The sequence below is a fragment of the Haladaptatus paucihalophilus DX253 genome (assembly GCF_000376445.1).
In the GTDB taxonomy this organism is placed as follows: Archaea; Halobacteriota; Halobacteria; order Halobacteriales; family Haladaptataceae; genus Haladaptatus; species Haladaptatus paucihalophilus.
The window spans coordinates 55059-72963 of the sequence record NZ_AQXI01000001.1 but is presented as its reverse complement, the minus strand read 5'-3'; the positions used below and the strand labels follow the sequence as shown (position 1 = coordinate 72963).

Annotated in this window: 19 protein-coding genes; 6 read left to right on the top strand and 13 right to left on the bottom strand. The window is 61.4% G+C overall.

From position 1 onward, the window contains the following. Positions 1–65: 65 nt before the first annotated feature. From B208_RS0100420 to B208_RS0100390, 6 genes are all read left to right on the top strand, one after another. Complete coding sequence (locus tag B208_RS0100420) at positions 66–1367, top strand: MFS transporter (RefSeq protein WP_007978332.1); 1302 nt, start codon at positions 66–68, stop codon at positions 1365–1367. Positions 1368–1439: 72 nt separating this feature from the next. Then, complete coding sequence (locus B208_RS0100415; RefSeq protein ID WP_007978331.1) at positions 1440–1805, top strand: DUF7541 family protein; 366 nt, start codon at positions 1440–1442, stop codon at positions 1803–1805. A gap of 66 nt (positions 1806–1871) precedes the next feature. After that, entirely contained in the window at positions 1872–2099 is a 228-nt protein-coding gene (locus B208_RS0100410; RefSeq protein WP_007978330.1) for a DUF6684 family protein, read from the top strand. A 33-nt stretch (positions 2100–2132) separates the two neighbouring features. Beyond that, positions 2133–3899, top strand: coding sequence for a cbb3-type cytochrome c oxidase subunit I (locus tag B208_RS0100405; protein ID WP_073096540.1), 1767 nt, complete (start codon positions 2133–2135; stop codon positions 3897–3899). A gap of 197 nt (positions 3900–4096) precedes the next feature. After that, on the top strand, positions 4097–4363 hold the full coding sequence (locus tag B208_RS0100395) for a DUF7520 family protein (RefSeq protein WP_026177677.1): 267 nt from the start codon (positions 4097–4099) through the stop codon (positions 4361–4363). Between the two features lie 24 nt (positions 4364–4387). Next, on the top strand, positions 4388–4786 hold the full coding sequence (locus B208_RS0100390; RefSeq protein ID WP_007978327.1) for a universal stress protein: 399 nt from the start codon (positions 4388–4390) through the stop codon (positions 4784–4786). Between the two features lie 83 nt (positions 4787–4869). Here B208_RS0100390 and B208_RS0100385 read toward each other — a convergent pair whose 3' ends face one another. From B208_RS0100385 to B208_RS0100325, 13 genes are all read right to left on the bottom strand, one after another. Continuing rightward, positions 4870–5526 (bottom strand): thioredoxin family protein, encoded by a 657-nt coding sequence (locus tag B208_RS0100385; protein ID WP_007978326.1) that lies wholly within the window; start codon positions 5524–5526, stop codon positions 4870–4872. Then, positions 5519–6265: an ABC transporter ATP-binding protein gene (locus tag B208_RS0100380; RefSeq protein ID WP_007978324.1), complete on the bottom strand. Its 747-nt coding sequence runs from the start codon at positions 6263–6265 to the stop codon at positions 5519–5521. Before B208_RS0100380 ends, B208_RS0100385 begins: the two co-directional genes overlap by 8 nt. Then, complete coding sequence (locus tag B208_RS0100375) at positions 6262–7020, bottom strand: ABC transporter ATP-binding protein (protein ID WP_007978322.1); 759 nt, start codon at positions 7018–7020, stop codon at positions 6262–6264. The genes B208_RS0100380 and B208_RS0100375 overlap by 4 nt, the downstream gene beginning before the upstream one ends. Then, positions 7020–8153 carry a branched-chain amino acid ABC transporter permease gene (locus B208_RS0100370; protein ID WP_007978320.1) on the bottom strand — a complete coding sequence of 378 codons (1134 nt, stop codon included), beginning with the start codon at positions 8151–8153 and terminating at the stop codon, positions 7020–7022. Before B208_RS0100370 ends, B208_RS0100375 begins: the two co-directional genes overlap by 1 nt. After that, complete coding sequence (locus B208_RS0100365; protein ID WP_026177676.1) at positions 8150–9112, bottom strand: branched-chain amino acid ABC transporter permease; 963 nt, start codon at positions 9110–9112, stop codon at positions 8150–8152. The genes B208_RS0100370 and B208_RS0100365 overlap by 4 nt, the downstream gene beginning before the upstream one ends. Before the next feature lie 128 nt (positions 9113–9240). Continuing rightward, a complete protein-coding gene (locus B208_RS0100360; protein WP_026177675.1) occupies positions 9241–10608 on the bottom strand; it encodes a substrate-binding protein in 1368 nt (455 codons plus the stop codon). A 216-nt stretch (positions 10609–10824) separates the two neighbouring features. After that, positions 10825–11436: an acetate uptake transporter gene (locus B208_RS0100355; protein WP_007978314.1), complete on the bottom strand. Its 612-nt coding sequence runs from the start codon at positions 11434–11436 to the stop codon at positions 10825–10827. A 193-nt stretch (positions 11437–11629) separates the two neighbouring features. Beyond that, the gene (acs, locus tag B208_RS0100350) at positions 11630–13600 is read right to left on the bottom strand and encodes an acetate--CoA ligase (protein ID WP_007978312.1); all 1971 of its coding nucleotides are present in this window, start codon (positions 13598–13600) and stop codon (positions 11630–11632) included. Positions 13601–13770: 170 nt separating this feature from the next. Continuing rightward, positions 13771–14532 carry a competence/damage-inducible protein A gene (locus B208_RS0100345; RefSeq protein ID WP_007978310.1) on the bottom strand — a complete coding sequence of 254 codons (762 nt, stop codon included), beginning with the start codon at positions 14530–14532 and terminating at the stop codon, positions 13771–13773. Between the two features lie 56 nt (positions 14533–14588). Next, complete coding sequence (locus B208_RS0100340; protein ID WP_007978308.1) at positions 14589–14768, bottom strand: hypothetical protein; 180 nt, start codon at positions 14766–14768, stop codon at positions 14589–14591. A gap of 88 nt (positions 14769–14856) precedes the next feature. Further along, positions 14857–16557: an acyl-CoA mutase large subunit family protein gene (locus B208_RS0100335; protein ID WP_007978307.1), complete on the bottom strand. Its 1701-nt coding sequence runs from the start codon at positions 16555–16557 to the stop codon at positions 14857–14859. A 62-nt stretch (positions 16558–16619) separates the two neighbouring features. Next, positions 16620–17060, bottom strand: a complete 441-nt coding sequence (locus tag B208_RS0100330; RefSeq protein ID WP_007978304.1) for a hypothetical protein — start codon at positions 17058–17060, stop codon at positions 16620–16622. A gap of 69 nt (positions 17061–17129) precedes the next feature. Further along, positions 17130–17882 carry a CBS pair associated ParBc domain-containing protein gene (locus B208_RS0100325; RefSeq protein ID WP_171970513.1) on the bottom strand — a complete coding sequence of 251 codons (753 nt, stop codon included), beginning with the start codon at positions 17880–17882 and terminating at the stop codon, positions 17130–17132. Between the last annotated feature and the right edge of the window lie 23 nt (positions 17883–17905).

Here is a 17905-nt window from a genome sequence, read left to right as displayed (position 1 = left end):
TTTCGGCAATTCACCGAACCAAGGCGGAGATTCTTATACCTCGCCCACCATTTCGATTCGTAACCGTGTCGGGAGAGACGAGTGGCGGGTCGCTCCGCCTGTTTCGAAACCGCGAGTTCATCGCATTGGCGGGCACCGCATTCGCCCGGAGTCAGGCGTATTCGACCATTCTCATCGCACTGGCGCTGTACGCCGACATGTTCCACACGACGAGCACCGTCGAAGGGCTGTTCGGAACCGCGTTCGCGGTGGTACAACTCCTCATCGTGCTCCCGCTCGGGCGGTACATCGACATCCGCGACTCCAAGCGCATCCTGCTCATCGGACTGTTCCTCAACGTCCTCGTCTTCGTCGGCTTCAGCTTCGTCGAGACGGTCGAACACGTCATCCTGATGCGCGTGTTGCAGGGCACCGCCGCGAGCATCCTCTGGCTGACCGGGACGACCGTCGTCGGCGAGATTAGCGACGACGGGTCCCGCGGGCTTTGGATCGGGACGTACAATCAGGTCGGCGCGTTCTCCAGCCTGTTCGGCGATATCTTCGGCGGACTGCTGTTGTACCTGTACGGCTTCGAGACCACCTACGCCGCCCTGAGCCTCATCACCATCGGCGCGTTTCTCGCCGTGTTCTTCTTCCTCCGGGACAACCCCGGCGGGCGGACGGACCCGGAGGATGCGAGCAGTCGGGAAACGTTCGAAACCCTCCTCGGGCGGTCGGCCATCAAGGCGCTCGTGTTCTTCCGCCTCTCGTTCAGCGTCGGGAAGATGGCCGTCATCACCTTCCTCCCCATCTACGCCTACACGCAGTTCGACATCAACCCCTTCGTCGTCGGCGGCATCATGGCGGGCGGAAAGCTAACGAAGTCGCTCACGCAGGGCAAAGTCGGCGACTGGACCGACCGCGTCGGGGAGAAGTACAAATTTATTCTCGCGGGCGCGCTCGTGTACGCGCTCGGGACGGCACTCATTCCGTTCGCGGGACTGGCAGAGGACTACATACCGGGAATGACCGTCTCCGCGTTCGGCGCCGAGATGGCGCTTCCGGGGGCGTTTTTCGTCCTCTTTGCGGCCTACGCTGTGCTCGGTGTCGGCGACAGTCTCCGTCTCCCGGCGAGCATGGCACTGTTCGTCGAGGAGGGGGAGCAGTTCGAGGCCGTCGGGTCCAGCCTCTCGCTTCGTTCCATCGCCTGGAAGGTCGGGCAGGTCGGCGGTCCCGTGTTCATCGGCGCGATTTGGGACGCGACGAGCGTTTTCGTCGCGTTCTGGGCGGCGTCGGGGTTCATCATCGTCTCGTCGGCCGTCTTCGCGGTCCTCTACAGCACCGAACCCGCGCCCGGCGAACACGTCGATGCCGTGGGCGGGGACTGAGCCGCTGACGACCACGAAGCCGACGACGATAAAGACGCAACCGTGAAAGCACTGAAGCCCGAACCCACGTGCATGGACGAGCAACCGGGACTTTCCGATCAGTACCGAAAATCCAGTCCGTGGCCGCTGTTCGTCGCGTTCGGTCTCGCGCTGTTCGAGACCGGTATCGTGATGGCGAACTTCCTCTTTCCCATCGCCGTCGGTGGCATGTTGATGTTCGTCGGTAGCATCGTCGGCATTCTCCGCGAGTCGGAGTACATCAGCGACCCGTGGAAGGCGCTCGTCGCCGCATCCGTCGTGTCGTTCGTCATCGGTGGCGTCATCTGGCAGACGACACAGGGGTCCGTCCAGCTTCGTGGGACGGCGATTCTCATCGGCGCGGGCGTCCTCCTCATCGGGGGCATCGCGGGGTCGCTCTGGCAACCGGAACCCATCTGAGACGGGCCGACGGCCGAACACGAACCACTAACCTATTTTACCTCGTGTTCGCTACGTTCAGGTATCATGGCAGAAAGTGTCTTCGACAAAGAAACACTCCTCGACCTCACCGTCAACATAATCCCGCTCGGGATTCTGGCGTTCTTCCTGATACTCTTCGTCGGATTCAGTGCGTGGGGCGGTAGCACCCTCGTCGGAGCCGTCAGCTTGGGTCTCGTCATCGTCCCGTTCGCGCTCCTCGCCCTGTTAACGTATATCGCGGCACTGAAAATCGAGGCCACGGGCGGAACCTAACCTTTCTTTACCTTGTAGTTCACACGCTCCTCTATGGCAGCTACTGGGCAGATAGCTCTCACCGTAGTCATGGGAGTGTTTTTGCTGGCGGTCGCTTCGTTCCTCGCACGGATCGAGGACTGGCGGTCTTATACACCTCTCAGCAGCGGGGGCTACGGGTACGCAGAATCGACCGGGCAGGCGCATAACGAGAAGCCTGCCGGAATCATTCGTTGGTTTACGACGGTAGACCACAAGGACATCGGCATCCTGTACGGGACCTTCGGCCTCATCTCCTTCGCGTGGGGTGGCATCGCGGTGCTCCTCATGCGGACGGAACTGTTGACGCCGAACGCGGACCTATTCAACGCGAACCTGTACAACAGCCTGCTGACGACGCACGGCATCACGATGCTGTTCCTGTTCGGGACGCCCGTCCTGGCGGCGTTCTCGAACTACTTCATCCCGCTCCTCATCGGAGCGGACGACATGGCGTTCCCGCGCATCAACGCCATCGCCTTCTGGCTGCTACCGCCCGCGGCGATACTCATCTGGATCGGCTTCCCGCTCTTCATGTTCGCCGGTATCGAACCGGCACAGACGAGCTGGACGATGTACACGCCGCTCTCGTCCTGTGGCCCGTCCGCCGCAGCGGCGGGCGCGAGCTGTCAGGCACAGGTCAGTCCGGCGACGGACATGATGCTGCTCGGCCTGCACCTCTCCGGTGTCAGCGCCACCATGGGTGCCATCAACTTCATCGCCACCATCTTCAGCGAGCGCGGCGAGGACGTCGGATGGCCGGACCTCGACATCTTCTCGTGGACCATCCTCACACAGTCGGGTCTCATCCTGTTCGCGTTCCCGCTTCTCGGCAGCGCGCTCATCATGCTCCTGCTCGACCGTAACTTCGGAACCACGTTCTTCGCGGCGAACGGTGGCGGACCGGTCATGTGGCAACACCTGTTCTGGTTCTTCGGACACCCGGAGGTGTACATCCTCATCCTGCCGCCGATGGGACTCGTCAGTCTCATCCTGCCGAAGTTCGCGGGTCGGAAGCTGTTCGGGTTCAAGTTCGTCGTCTACTCGACGCTCGCCATCGGCGTCCTCTCGTTCGGTGTGTGGGCCCACCACATGTTCGCAACGGGTATCGACCCGCGCATTCGTGCGAGCTTCATGGCGGTGACGATGGCAATCGCGATACCGAGCGCAGTCAAGACGTTCAACTGGATCACGACGATGTGGAACGGTCGGCTCCGGTTGACCGCGCCGATGCTGTTCTGTATCGGCTTCGTCTCCAACTTCATCATCGGAGGCGTGACGGGCGTCTTCCTCGGGTCGATTCCGCTCGACCTCGTGCTCCACGACACCTACTACGTCGTCGGTCACTTCCACTACATGGTGATGGGTGCCATCGCCGTGGGAGCCTTCGCAGGCTTCTACTACTGGTTCCCGATTTACACCGGTAAGATGTACCAGAAGTCGCTCGCCCACGCACACTTCTGGCTGACGATGATCGGGACGAACGTGACGTTCTTCGCCATGCTGTTCCTCGGCTACGGCGGCATGCCCCGCCGGTACGCGACCTACCTGCCGCAGTTCACGACGTGGCATCAGGTCGCCACGGTCGGTGCGTTCATCCTCGGTATCGGCCAGTTCATCTTCGTCTGGAACATCGCCCAGTCGTGGCTCGAAGGCCCACCGGCCCCCGCCGACCCGTGGGACCTCGGCGAGGACGGAATGCTCACGAAGGAGTGGGACTGGTTCGCAAAGAAGCAGGAAACCGCTCTCACCGACGGCGGCGAAGAACCCTCTGACGAGTAGACTTCTGACGGCGGTCGGTCGACTTTTTTCGGTCGTAGAAAACGAAGTAGCTACGTCGACGCGAGCACGATACCCATTACGAACATCAGAACGACGATGCCAGAGAGGACGAGCAGGAGCAGTTCTTTTTCGGACATACTCGGACTTAGCGCCTGTGGATGAAAAGGCTAATCCTTGCCCTGTCGAAAGGGTTTCTCGTGCCATCTCGACTTCGCGGTCGCTCGCTCGTGGTCGGCCTGTACGTCCTCATCGTGTCGTTCGCGGGGTTCGTGGGCGTCCTCCTCGGAGCGTTCGGTCCGAAGGACATGCGCCCCGTCAAACTGTTCGGCATCATCCAGTTACAGCCGTCGCCGGTTGACCTCGCTATCTTCGGAATGGTGACCATCGGCCTGTTCCTCGGCATCTTGCTCTCGCTGGTCGTGTTCGTCTCCGAGCGATACGATGAGGCGCACCCCAAGGGATAAGACGGTTGCCTTTGACTTGTTACCATGTATCACGTCCTACTTGCGGTGGACGAGACCGAATCGCGCGCGGTGGCGCAGGCGAATGCTATCATCGACCTCTCCGAGGCGAAGGCCGACGTACGGGTCACGCTTCTCCATTCCTTTACCGACAATCCGAGTGGTGCCTCTGCACCACAGGTAACGGGCGTCCGACGAGCGAAGGATGCCCTCGAAGCCGCCAAGATCGAGACCGACATCGTCGAAGCGAGCGGAAACCCGGCGGACACAATCCTCGATGTCGCCGAAGATCGTAACGTCAATTGTATCTGCGTTGGTGGGCGTAAACGCTCACCAGCAGGAAAAGCCCTGTTCGGCAGCGTCGCTCAGTCGGTCATCCTGACCGCGAAGCGTCCCGTACTCGTCGCAGGCGAGGGTCAGCGGTAGACGGCGAGGGCGAGCCGTTACGAAAACAGGTGAACGGTCGAGCGGATGCGTCGTAGACGACCGGCATTCGGAACAGTGACCTCTCAGTCGTACACTTCCCGAAGCGACTCTACCAACGCGTCGGTTCCGATGGCTCCCGTTACCGTCTCCCGGTACTCACCGTCCCGGAAGCAGAGGAACGATGGGGCCTCCGTCACCTCAAATTCGCGTCGGAACGCCACAACGTCGTCTCCGTCGATACCGGCGAACGCTACGTCGTCGGGGATTCCTGCCCGAAGTTCGGGTAGTTTGGCGGCGACGGCCTCGCACGGTTCGCAGTCTCGTTTCCAGACCGAGACGATACAGGCGGGATGCGTTTCCAGGAAGTCCCGATACGTATCGTCGGAGAGGTGGTTCACCCCGTCGGGAACCGGCGACGACGGGCCGACTTCGGCGACCATTTCGGACATCAGTCCCAGCTCCCCTTCCGTGTACTCCCCGTCCAAATGGGCACGGAGCGCGAGGTAGTAGCTGAATCCAGCGCGAGTTACGCCGCTATTGAGAGCCTCGTCACGTGAGATGTGGAACGTCTCGGCGATGCTCTCCGCGAACGCCTCGGGCGTGATGCTCGCGTAGGTGTCGTAATATATCGACCAGCGGTGCTCAAAGTCGTCCGTCAGCGCGACGGTGCCGTTCTCGATAACTACGCCCTCATCGACGAGGATGTCGAACAGCGCATCCGAACTACTGGTTTCAGACACCAAGGTATCGCTCCCTCGTTTCGTCGTCGCCGCGGAGTTCGGCCGCGGTTCCGTCGAAAACGATCTTCCCTTGGTCTACGACGTAGCATCGGTCGGCGAGTTTGATAGCGGCCGCCGCGTTTTGTTCGACCAGCAGGATAGTCGTTCCTGTCTCGCTGATGCGTCGAATGGCGTCTTCCACGTTGGCGATTATCTGCGGCGCCAACCCCTCGTACGGTTCGTCCAACATCAACAGGTCGGTGTTCTGTTTCAGCGCCCGCGCGATGGCGAGCATCTGCTGTTCGCCGCCGGACAGCGTTCCGGCTTTCTGGGTCTGTCGTTCCCGTAGGCGCTCGAACTCGTCGTACACGTCCTCCGTCGTCATGCCGACGTGTTCGACCTGCGGTATCGACCGTCCGACCGTGTTCGACTTGTTGTGAACGACCTCCGCGAGGTGGAGGTTCTCCTCGACGGAGAGGTTGGGGAAGACGCGACGTTCTTCGGGAACGAGCGAGATGCCTCGTGTGGAGATGTCCTCCGGTTCCATCGTGGTGATGTCCTCGTCCCTGAATCGAACCGCCCCGCCGCGCACGTCCGGCGGACGTGCGCCGGCGATACTTCGGAGCGTCGTCGTCTTGCCCGCGCCGTTACGCCCGAGGAGTGCACACACCTCGCCTTCCTCGACTCGCATGGTCACATCCCGCAAGATGTGGCTTTCCCCGTAGTAGGCGTTCACGTCTTCGAGGCTGAGCAGACTCATAGCTCGACGCCTCCGAGATACGCCTCCTGAACCTCCGGATGGCCCTGTACCTCGTCGGGCGTCCCTTGCGTGATGACGCGTCCACGGTTCAGCACGATGATACGGTCGGAGACGTTGAACACGATCTCCATGTCGTGTTCGACCAGCAGGATGGTGAGGCCGAGTTCCTCCTTGACGCGCTCGATGAGGTCCACGGTGGCGTGTGTCTCCTCGGGCGACATCCCGGCCGTAGGTTCGTCCATCAACAGGAGGTCGGGTTCGCTCGCCAGCGCGATGCCGATTTCGAGGCGGCGTTTGTCCCCGTACGGCAGGTCCGCGGCGGGAGCCTCCCGTTGACCGAGTAACCCGACCGAATCCAGCGTTCGGCGGGTCAGCTTGTCAACCTCGGAATACCGTCGCTGGTGACGGAGGAAATTGAACCTGAACGCCCCGTGTTCGGCGGCGAGTGCGGCGATACGAGCGTTTTCCTCGACGGTCAGGTCGGGGAAGATGGACGCGGTTTGGAACGATTTACTGATTCCGGACTGAACGACGTCGTGGGGTTCGAGTCCGGTTATCGACTCTCCTTTGAATCGAATATCGCCCGCCGTCGGGTCGAGCATCCGCGTGATGAGGTTGATGAGCGTGGACTTTCCCGCTCCGTTCGGGCCGATGACGCTGACGCTCTCGTTTTCGTGAATCTCGAGGTCAACGTCATCGACGGCCACGAGGCCCCCGAATTCCTTGGTGAGACCCTCGGTATCCAAGAGCGACATCAGTTCTCACCTCCCTGTTCGGCGTCGGTTGACGGTGCCGAGAACGTTTCGCGAACCCGCCCTACGATACCCCAGATTCCCTCGGGGAAGAGAGCGATAACGGCGACGAAGATGAGCCCGAGGATGAGGTGCCAGTACGGTTGAATCGCGGGGTCGCCGCTGACGACGTTCTCCACGTAGAGATAAAGCCCGGCACCGAGCATCGGGCCGACCATCGACCCGACCCCGCCGAGGACGGTCATGACGACGATTTCACCGCTCGTCGTCCAGTACAGCGATTCGACGGGAACGTACGAGCCGTGAACGACGAAGAGGCTCCCGGCGACACCGGCGAACGCGCCCGAGAGGATGAACGCCATCAGCTTGTAGCGCCAGACGTTCAATCCGACGAACGATGCGCGTTGCTCGTTCTCCCGAATCGCCTTGAACACAAGTCCGTACGGCGAATGGAGGATTCGAACGACGGCGGCGACGCAGAGGACGGTGATGGCCCCGACGAACACGTAGAGCCAGTCGCCGAGCAGTGGGACCGGCGTACCGAGTGGAATCGACTCGAACGCCGAGAACGCATCGAGGAATCCGAAGAGGTTCCCCACGTCCACGTCGGTGAACCCGTTTTCCCCGTTCGTCAATCCTTGAAGGGGCGAAAGGGCAAGATAGTAGGCCATCTGGCCGAACGCGAGCGTCAGGATGGAGAAGTAGATGCCACCGCGCCGCAGCGAGACGAAGCCGAGTATCCACGCCAGTAGCACGGCGAACAGGGTTCCGAACAGCACCATGAGCACCGGACTGCCGCTTACGCTGGCGCTGAAGATTCCGGCGGCGTACGCCGCACCGCCCCAGAAGGCGGCGTGACCGAACGACAGCAGCCCCGTGTAACCGAGGAGCAGGTTGAACCCGAGCGCGAAGATTCCCCAGATGAGGATGAGCGATGCCAGCGACTGATAGCCCCGAAAGAGGCCGCTGATGACCGGCGCACGGACGAACAGCCACGGGAAAACGGCGACGGCGAGCACGGTGAGGCCGACGATGGAGCGTTCGCTGCTGCCGAATCGGTCCAGCGTCGAAGCGACGTCCGATTCGATCAGCGAGGGGCCATCTTCGGTCGTCGGCTCGGACGTTTCGTCGTTCATGGTGCAACCTCCTCGCTACCGAGCAGACCTTGTGGCCGCGCCAGCAGAATGATGGCGGCGAGCACGTAGATGCCGACCTGCGACCATTGCGGTGCGACCGCGACCAACGACGAAAGGGTGAGTCCGATGAGAATTCCGCCGACGACCGCACCCCGAATACTTCCCACGCCGCCGATGACGACGACGAGGAAAGACGGGACGAGCACTTCCATCCCGATGTTCGGGTTCACCGCGTAGAGCGTCCCACCGACCACACCGGCGATGCCCGCGAGTGCCGCACCGACCCCGAACACCATGAGATATGGACGGGTGATTTTCACGCCGAGGAGGCGAACCATCTCGGCGTCACGGGTCCCCGCGCGCACGACGAGGCCGAAGTCGGTGTACTCGATGAGCAAGTACACGAGCGCGACCAGTACGGCGGTGATGGCGATGACGTAGAGACGCCAGATTCCGATGGTTCCCACCAGCGGTAGGTCGATCGGCCCGCTCAACTGGAGTTCGATGGAACCCAAACTAGTCTGGGCGGGGCGAGCGAAGTTGTAGCTCTGACCGCCGAACAGGATTTTGAACGCTTCTTGGACGACGATGGCAAGGCCGAAGGTAAGCAGGATTTGGTCGGTGTCGGGGCGGTCGTAGAACGGTCTTGCGATGAACCGTTCCATCAGGAGACCGACTCCGAAAACGATTATCGGGACGATAACGAGTGCCGGAAGGAATCCCAAATCGAGGCCCACCTGTCCGTACCCCCACTCGGCCAACTTTCCGTCGGAGATGGTGATGTTGAGCGTGATGAGGAGCCCGAGATACGTCCCGATGAGGTACAACGCCCCGTGAGCGAAGTTGACGAACTTCAGCGTGCCGAGAATTATCGACAGTCCAATGGCGACCAACACGTAAATGGCACCCTGCTGAAGCCCGTTTAGTAAGATCGTCGCTAGTTGTGAAACGATACTCACGTCTACCCCTCCCCGCCGTGTTCAGATATCATGTGTCTGTAGTTTGTATCATCAATGGTAGTCATTCTCTATCAGTGTGGTCAGGCGCTACCGAACGGAAACGTCGGTGTGCATCGTGATCGAATCGATTATTTGTAGGAACCTAGCTCACACTTCGAGGCCGGACCCTGTCCGCACTCGTAACCGAGTTGGTCGCGGGAGGTGATCTGGACGATTTCGAAATACTTCCCCGACTTCTGCTCCGATTTCGGCAGTCCCTTCACGACCGGTACCGCGCGCTGGGCCTGGTGATCACACTTGCGCATCGTCTCCTGTTCCATCCCGAGGTCGCTGTACTCGTAGTCTTCGAGCTGCTTGATGACCTCCGGTGGATAGAACGTCTCGGCTCGCTCCGCCGCCGCCGCGTACTGGAGTGTTTGGGCGTAGGCGAGCTGTGCCGGACCCGACGGAACCCGTCCGTTGTACTCCTCCCCGAAGAACTTCGTGAACGAGTTCGAGGGTTCGTTGTCGATTTGTGAGTCCCACGCGACGGTGCCGTAGATGCCATCGATCGCGCCGCCCGCGGCTTGTGCCATCGGCCGGTTGTAGAGAGGCATCACGATTTCCATGTCCTGGTCCAACCCCGCTTGAATCGCCCCTTTGAGGGAGTTCGCACCGTCCAGTCCGTAGTGATTCAAGAACAGGGCGTCGGCTCCGGAATTGGACGCTTCCGAAAGGTACGAGGAGAAATCCTTGGTTCCCAGTGGCGTAGCAACGCTTTTGACTTGCGACCACCCCTCCTCCTCGAAGAATTTCTTCATCGATGCCTGCTGGGTTTTCCCCCAACTGTAGTCGGCGTACAGTTGATAGAACTTGAGGTCCTTCCCGTACTCTTCTGTCACCACGGGTGCGAGTGCCTGCCCCGTCATGTAGGCGTTGAACATTTCACGAAAGCCGTATCGCGCACAGTCCTTTCCTGTCGTATCGTTGGAGTGAGTTAGACAGGCCATGAACATCACCTTCTCCTTCTGACAAAGGCCTTGGACGGCGATGGCCACCGCGCTCGATGAGCCACCGGAGATCATCATGACGTTGTCACGGCTTATCATTCGTGAAGCTTGCTTACGGGCTCGGTCGGCGTCGGTCCCGGTGTCGCCGGTCACGTAATCGACTTGTTTGCCGAGAACGCCGTCGCCCGACAGATCGTCCCAGCTATCGACCCAGCCGCCGCCGTTGTTCAGATGCTTTACCGCCAACTTGTACGCCCGAAGTTCGTCCTTCCCCTCCGAAGCATAGGAACCGGACTGCGGAACGTTAAATCCGAACGTCACTTTGTCCCCCTCGACGGGATAGTTACCAAGTGCCGGGTAATCCTCATCACCCCCACCGCCACCGCCGTCACCGCTGCCACCGTCGTCGCTCAAGCAGCCGGTCAGACCCGCGATACCAGTTGTTCCAGCCGCTCCCGCGACCTTAACGACATCTCGACGAGTTAGCCCATCTTTGACGTGTGCCATACTAACACCCACCAATCAGTCCATAATAATAGTTAACGTATTATTTCAGCGCAGATAGAACGCATAATAAATGCCGAAAGGGGAGAGCATATATTTCCACCACTACGGTAACAGTTATGTCTGACTTGTATCAGCATCGGATTAATGTTAAAAAATACATACTTCGCAGAATCGCGCTTCGATGTTTCCCGTTCTCTTAAAAGCGAGCTCGAACGCTCAATCCGCGGGCTGTGTCTGCTGACTCGAGCTCGATCCGATGGGTGTGCTCCCTAGCGGCACGACTTCCCTATCGTACGCCCAGTTGACCACCTCGGCGAAGCTGACGAACATCGCGTCGAGACCGGTAATGATGCCGACCCAGCCACCGGCGACGCCCAGCCAACCGATACCGAGGTAGTCGCCGAAGCCGAGCAGGTAGAACGTGACCGATAGCAGGAGGAACACGCTCCAGAGCGCCCAGTTCAGTTTGAACGTGGCGACCCACATGTACGTCGTGAAGACGCCCCAGAGGATGAGCGCCATCCCGAGGGTGGGCACGTTGAGGGGAATCCACCCGGTCTCGGTGAAGATGACGAGCAGACCGAACCACCACCAGAACGCGCCGTAGCTGGTGAACGCGACGGTACCGAACGTGTTCCCCTCGCGGTACTCGAGCATTCCCGCCATCAGCTGAATCGTCCCGCCGAACGCGAACGCGAGCGGAACAACGACGAATTCCCCCTCCGCGGGGAGCAGTTTTGCGTTTATCATGCTCAACAGAACGGTCGTCAGCCCGAAGCCGACGAGTCCGAGCGGTGCCGGGTTTCCGGTTCTCGTATCTGCGGGCATCTATTTTCCCCCCACAGCGTGTCTACTCTACGTAATCGCTCAGCTATTTCCCCGTAGGCCGTTGCCTGTGTCCTATTTTCAGTTGACATTCGTTATACTCTCCTCGTGGTTGTTACCGGGAACCCACATATAATATCTTTCTATGGGGAAAATATTACTAAAAGTTAAAGGAAATTAAGAAAAGATACCTATTTTAATCTTTTTGAACTTTCTCCTGAATATCTTCGACGACATCCGGGTTGCGGAGCGTCGACGTATCACCCAGTTCGTCCTCGTTGGCGATGTCCTCCAACAAGCGCCGCATGATTTTGCCCGAGCGCGTCTTCGGCAGTTCGGGTGTGAAGATTATGTCCTCGGGGCGGGCGATGGGTCCGATGCCGTCCTCGACGCCCTCCACGATGCGGTCGTACAGTTCCTCGTCGCCTTCGTAACCTTCCTCGGTGATGACGTAGGCGTAGACCGCCTCGCCTTTCACGTCGTGGTGGCCGCCGACGACGGCCGCTTCGGCGACGCCCTTCACGCCGACGATGGCGCTCTCGATCTCCATCGTCCCGAGGCGGTGCCCGGAGACGTTGAGAACGTCGTCCACGCGGCCGAGAACGGTGATGTACCCGTCCTCGTCCAACTTCGCGCCGTCCTCCGGGAAGTACACCCACTCGTCCGCGTCGGGATCGGAGTACTCGGTCCAGTACTCGCTGATGTAGCGGTCGTCGTTCTTGTAGACGGTGCGTAGCATTCCCGGCCACGGCTTCTGTACCGTGAGGTAGCCCGCGCGTCCCGCCTCGACCGGTTCGCCCTGGGTGTCCACGATTTGCGCGTCGATGCCCGGAAGCGGCGGCCCGGCGCTGCCGGGTTTCATCGTGCCGATGGCCGGAAGCGTCGTGACCATCATGCCGCCCGTCTCGGTCTGCCACCACGTGTCCACGATTGGGCAGTTCTCGTGGCCGATGTGTTTGTAGTACCACTTCCACGCCCGCGGGTTGATGGGTTCGCCGACCGTTCCCATCAGTCGAAGACTGGAGAGGTCGTGTTTGTCGGGATACTCCGACCCCCACTTCATGTACGCCCGAATCGCCGTCGGCGCGGTGTAGTAGATGTCCACCTCGTAATCCTCGACGATCTCCCAGAGGCGGTCCTTCTCGGGATAGTCGGGGGTTCCCTCGTACATCACGCTGGTCGTCCCGAGCGAAAGCGGACCGTAGACGATGTAGGAGTGACCCGTAATCCATCCGATGTCGGCGGCACACCAGTAGGTGTCCTCGGGTTTGATGTCGAGGACGGCGTGCGAAGTCCACGACACGTAGGAGAGATAGCCCGCCGTGGTGTGTTTGACGCCTTTCGGCTCGCCCGTCGTTCCCGAGGTGTACATCAGGAACAGCATGTCCTCGGCGTCGCGCTCGACTGGTTCGACCTCCGCGCCCTCCTGTTCGGCCACGAGGTCACCGTAGTCGTGTTCGTCGGCACCCATCGGGTGGTCGTACTCGTCGCCGAGTCGGTCCACGACGACGGTCTCCACGTCGTGGTCGACTTGCGAGACACCTTTGTCCGCCTTCTCCTTGTGATGGAGCGGGTCGCCGCGCCGATAGTACCCGTCACAGGTGATGAGGTACTCGGACACCGCGCTCTCCATCCGCGTGGCGAGCGCGTCGGCCGAGAACCCGGCGAAAACGACGCTGTGGGGGGCGCCGATGCGCGCACACGCCAGCATGGCGATGGGCAGTTCCGGTATCATCGGCAGGTACATCGTCACCACGTCGTCCTCGCCGACGCCCATCTCGCGGAGTGCGGCCGCGAACTCGTTCACCTTGCGGTGGAGTTCCTCGTACGTGAACGTCCGCGTCTCGCCGAGTTCGCCGATCCATTCGATGGCTACCTCGTCCCCTCGGTCGTCGAGGTGTCGGTCGAGGCAGTTATACGATGCGTTCAGCGACCCGCCGGTGAACCACTTGTAAAACGGCGCGTCGTCGTCTTCCAGCACGGTGTCGTAGTCCTCGTACCAATCGAGCAGGTCGGCCGCGCGCTCCCAGCACTCCGGCCAGTTGTCCTCGAACTCGTCGTAAATCTCGGGGTCCGATACGTTCGCCTGCTCGACGAACGATTCCGGTGGCTCAAACGATTCTGCCTCTTCGAGCCGCGCTTCGAGTTCCACGGTATCGTCTGTCATATATCCATGCTAGCATGCTTTTACGAGGTGCATAAAGATATGCTATGTTCGACGACCATTTCGAGAATCGAAGTTGAAATCCATCGACAGAATCGGGATGAAAACTGCCCCCTTCGGCCCCCGTCGTTTCGCCCGATTTCACCGCCTATCTCGCGCCCGGTTCGGTCCGCTCACTCGGCGCGTCGTTCGCCCGCCGCATCCGGTGTCACTTCCTCGACGTTATCGCGCAACCACGTCGTCGCGGCGGCGACCGCTTCGGCGTCGGTCGATGTGACCTTCAATCGGCCCGGGTCGTCGTCACGTCCCGGATAACTTCCGACGGCCACGTCGAAGCGCTCCCTGGCCGTTTCGAGAACGTCGCCGAGCGCGCCCTCGGGTGCCGGTGTGTACATCGTCTCCGAGACGACTTCCCCGCCGAACTCGTCCGCGACGAGTTCGAACATGGCCTTCATTTCGCGGGGAATGCCGGGAAAAACGTAGACGCCCTCGACCGCACACCCCGGGGCCCACCCGACGTCCGTGAACAGGGACCGCCCACCCGCGGGCAGCGTCGCGGCCTCGTCGAGGTCCAAATCGAGGTCGTACTCGTCGGTCAACTCGGGGTTTTCCTCCGCGAACCGGCGCGCCTTCGCTTCGAGACGCTCCCGGACGTCCGTATCGACGGCTTGTTCCCGGTCGAGCGCTGACGCCACCGCGTCCATCGTCACGTCGTCCGGCGTCCCACCGAGTCCACCGGTCACGATGACCGCATCGAACGACTCGTTCCACTCTCGAACCGTGTTTTCGATTATTCCCTCCTCGTCGGGGACGGTCGTGATTCTCCGAACCGACCCGCCCCGGTCGTGGATTTCCGTCGCCAACCACGTCGCGTTCGTATTCACCGTGTCGCCCGCGAGGATTTCGTCGCCGACGGTGAGAATAGCCACTTCCATGGGTTCGAGCTATCGCACTCGACGAATAAAATCGCTCCGCTGGGTGTCTTCGGGACCTATCGCGTGTCGGTGTCCGTCGGCGCTACTGCCCACCCGACGGTGAACAGGGTTCCGACGGCAACGAGGAGGAAAGCGAGGACTACCCACGGCGTGTGTGGAACGACTATCACGAGAAAGACGGCGAGCAGCGTACACTGCAGGCCGATAATCGGCGCTCGAAGCTCGTCTGCGCTCATACTTCTCACGCAACGGCTAGAAAAATAAAGGTCGTGAATTCGGTCCCACCGACGCTACTCGCCAGGCCAGTTCAATCTTCGCCGGTCGTCAGGCCAGTCCGATCTTCTCCTGATACGTGCCGTGTTCGGCCTCGAACACGTCCATGATTTCGCCCATCGTGGCGTACGCCTTCACCGCGTCCACGATTGCGGGCATGACGTTCTCGTCCTCGTCGATGGCCGTCTGCAGGTCGTCGAGAGCCGCTTCGACCGCCTCGTCGTCGCGTTCCTCCTTGACCTCGGACAGTCGGGCGAGTTGGCGCTCTTGGGTCTCCTCGTCCACCTTCAGGATTTCCGGTTTGGTGTCCTCCTCGATGTCGTACTTGTTGACGCCGACGACGATTTCCTCGCCGTCCTCGACGCGCTCTTGGTACTCGTAGGACGCCTCCTGAATCTCGCGGTGGAAGTAGCCGCGGTCGATGCCTTCGAGCACGCCGTCTCGCACCGAACCGTCGCCCATCTCCTTGATTTCCTCGATGTAGGCCATCGTCTTCTCCTCGACTTCCTCCGTCAGCGATTCGACGGCGAAGCTGCCGCCGAGCGGGTCGATGATGTCCGCCGCGCCGCTCTCCTCCGCGATTATCTGCTGGGTTCGCAGGGCGACGCGGACGGACTGCTCGCTCGGGAGCGCGAGCGCCTCGTCGAAGCTGTTCGTGTGGAGGCTCTGGGTGCCGCCCAGGACACCCGCGAGCGCCTGAATCGTCACGCGGACGATGTTGTTCAGGGGCTGTTGTGCGGTGAGCGACTGCCCGGCCGTCTGCGTGTGGAACTTGAGCTGTTTCGACTTCTCGGATTCCGCGCCGTACCACTCGTCCATCACGGTCGAATAGATGCGGCGACCGGCCCGGAACTTCGCGACTTCCTCGAACAGGGAGTTGTGCGAGTTGAAGAAGAAGGAGAGTTGCGGCGCGAACTCGTCCACGTCGAGGCCGCGCTCCATCGCGTCCTCGACGTAGGCGAAGCCGTCGGCGAGCGTGAACGCGAGTTCCTGCACCGCGGTCGAACCCGCCTCGCGGATGTGGTAGCCCGAAATCGAGATGGGCTTGATGTTCGGCGTCTCGTCCACGGCGAACTCCACCGTGTCGGTAACGATGTCGAGCGACGGTTCGGGCGGGATGACCCACTCCTTCTGCGCGATGAACTCCTTCAGCATGTCGTTCTGGAAGGTGCCGCGAATCTCGTCGCGGGGGACGCCCTGCTGGTCGGCCAGCGCGACGTACATGGCGAAGATGACGGGCGCGCTCGGGTTGATGGTGAAGCTGGTCGAAACCTCGTCCAAATCGATGCCGTCGAAGAGGATTTCCATGTCGCGGAGGGTGTCCACCGCCACGCCCTCCTTGCCGACCTCCCCGTCGGAAAGCGGGTCGTCCGAGTCCTTACCCATCAGGCTCGGCATGTCGAACGCTGTCGAGAGTCCGGTCTGCCCGTTGTCGATGAGATAATGGAACCGCTCGTTGGTCTCCTCGGCCGTCCCGAACCCGGCGAACTGGCGCATCGTCCACGTTCGTCCGCGGTACATCGTCGGGTAGACCCCGCGCGTGTAGGGGTCTTCACCCGGATAGCCGAGGTCCTCCCCGTAGTCGAGGTCGGACACGTCCGTCGGGTCGTACAGGTCGTCCACTTCCAGATTCGAGACGGTGGCAAAGCGGTCCTTCCGCTCCCCGAATCGCTCCAGAACGGGCGAGTGGGTCTCGTCCTCCCACTCCTCTCTGGCCTGCCGGATTTCCTGCAGGTCGTCCTCGTCGTACATGCAGGTAGTTTCTGCCGGGCAATCCATTAAGGATTCGGTGGCGATTTTTGCGTCGGTTTCCGTCAGCCGAGGACGGCGACGGACACGCGGTGTGGTCCCGCCGTCGTGTCGAGTTCGATCTCCCTGACGAGGTGGTCGCGGACCCGCTCGCGCCACGCCGCGACCGCGGCCGCGTGTCGGTCGTGGTGGACCTCCACGTCGTACTCTCCGTCGGAGTCGGCGACGGTCGGGTCGGTTTCGTCGACCCGCGGATAGCTCGGCGCATCCTCGGCGACGAGTTTTCGCGGCGGAATTCGAATCGGGGCGGGACCGCCGAGACCGTCGTCCACCGGTTCGCTCCCCTGGACCACGTGGAGTCTGGCCCGCACCCGCCCGGCGAACGGGGCCGTGATTCGAAGCACCGCCTCCCGCCCCCGCTCGTTCGCTTCGAGCGCGGTCACCACGTCGTCCGCGTGGACCACCACGACGCGGATGACCGTCGGGTCCCTGCTCTCGCCCGGCATGCGTTCCGATGGGTCACGGAGCGAGTTGTAGGTACCGCTGAATGACGAAGCAACCGAACGAGAAAATAGCTACTGCAACCGTTTCGTCGTCTCCATCAGCGGGTGGCGAGCGTAGTCCACGACCTGAATGTCGTCGATGCTTTCGAGGCCCTCCTTGCGCGCCGTCTCCGCCATGCCGAGTTCGACCCGATGGTCGGTGATGATGACGTAGGCGTCCATCCGCTCGATATCGAGCCTGTCGGCGGCTTTCGCGCGGTGGTGCCCGTCCGCAAGCAGGAGGGTGCTGCCGTTCTCGATGACGACCAGCGGTTCGGCCAGTCCGCGCTTCATCTCGTACACGCGACCCTCCAGTTCGTCGGCGTAGACCTTGCCCTGCGTCGGTACGAGGTCGGCGAGTCGAACCTTCCGGCGACTCTGTGTGACCTCCGTATCGTGGATGGATTCGAGGGTGCGCATGAGCTTCCCCACCTTCTCGGGGGTGACGCGCTCGATTTGGCTCCGGATGAAGTCGGTGTTGGTGATGATGCCGACGAGGTTGCCCGCGTCGTCCACGACCGGGAGCTTCTGGATGCCCGACCGGAGGATGACCCGCGCGGCGTCGTTGACCACCATGTCCGGGTGGGCGACGATGAGTTCCTGCGTCATCACCTTGAAAATCGGTTCCTTCTCGTCGGCGAGAAGGAGGTCGCGGGCGCTGACGAATCCTTCCACGCGTCGGCCGTCACACACCGGGAATCCGTTGTGTCCGTCGCTCTCGGCGATTCGCCGGGCGACCTCCTCGACGGTCGCATCGGGAGAAACTGTCGCCACGTCGCGGGTCATGTACTCCTTGACTTTCGCTTTGA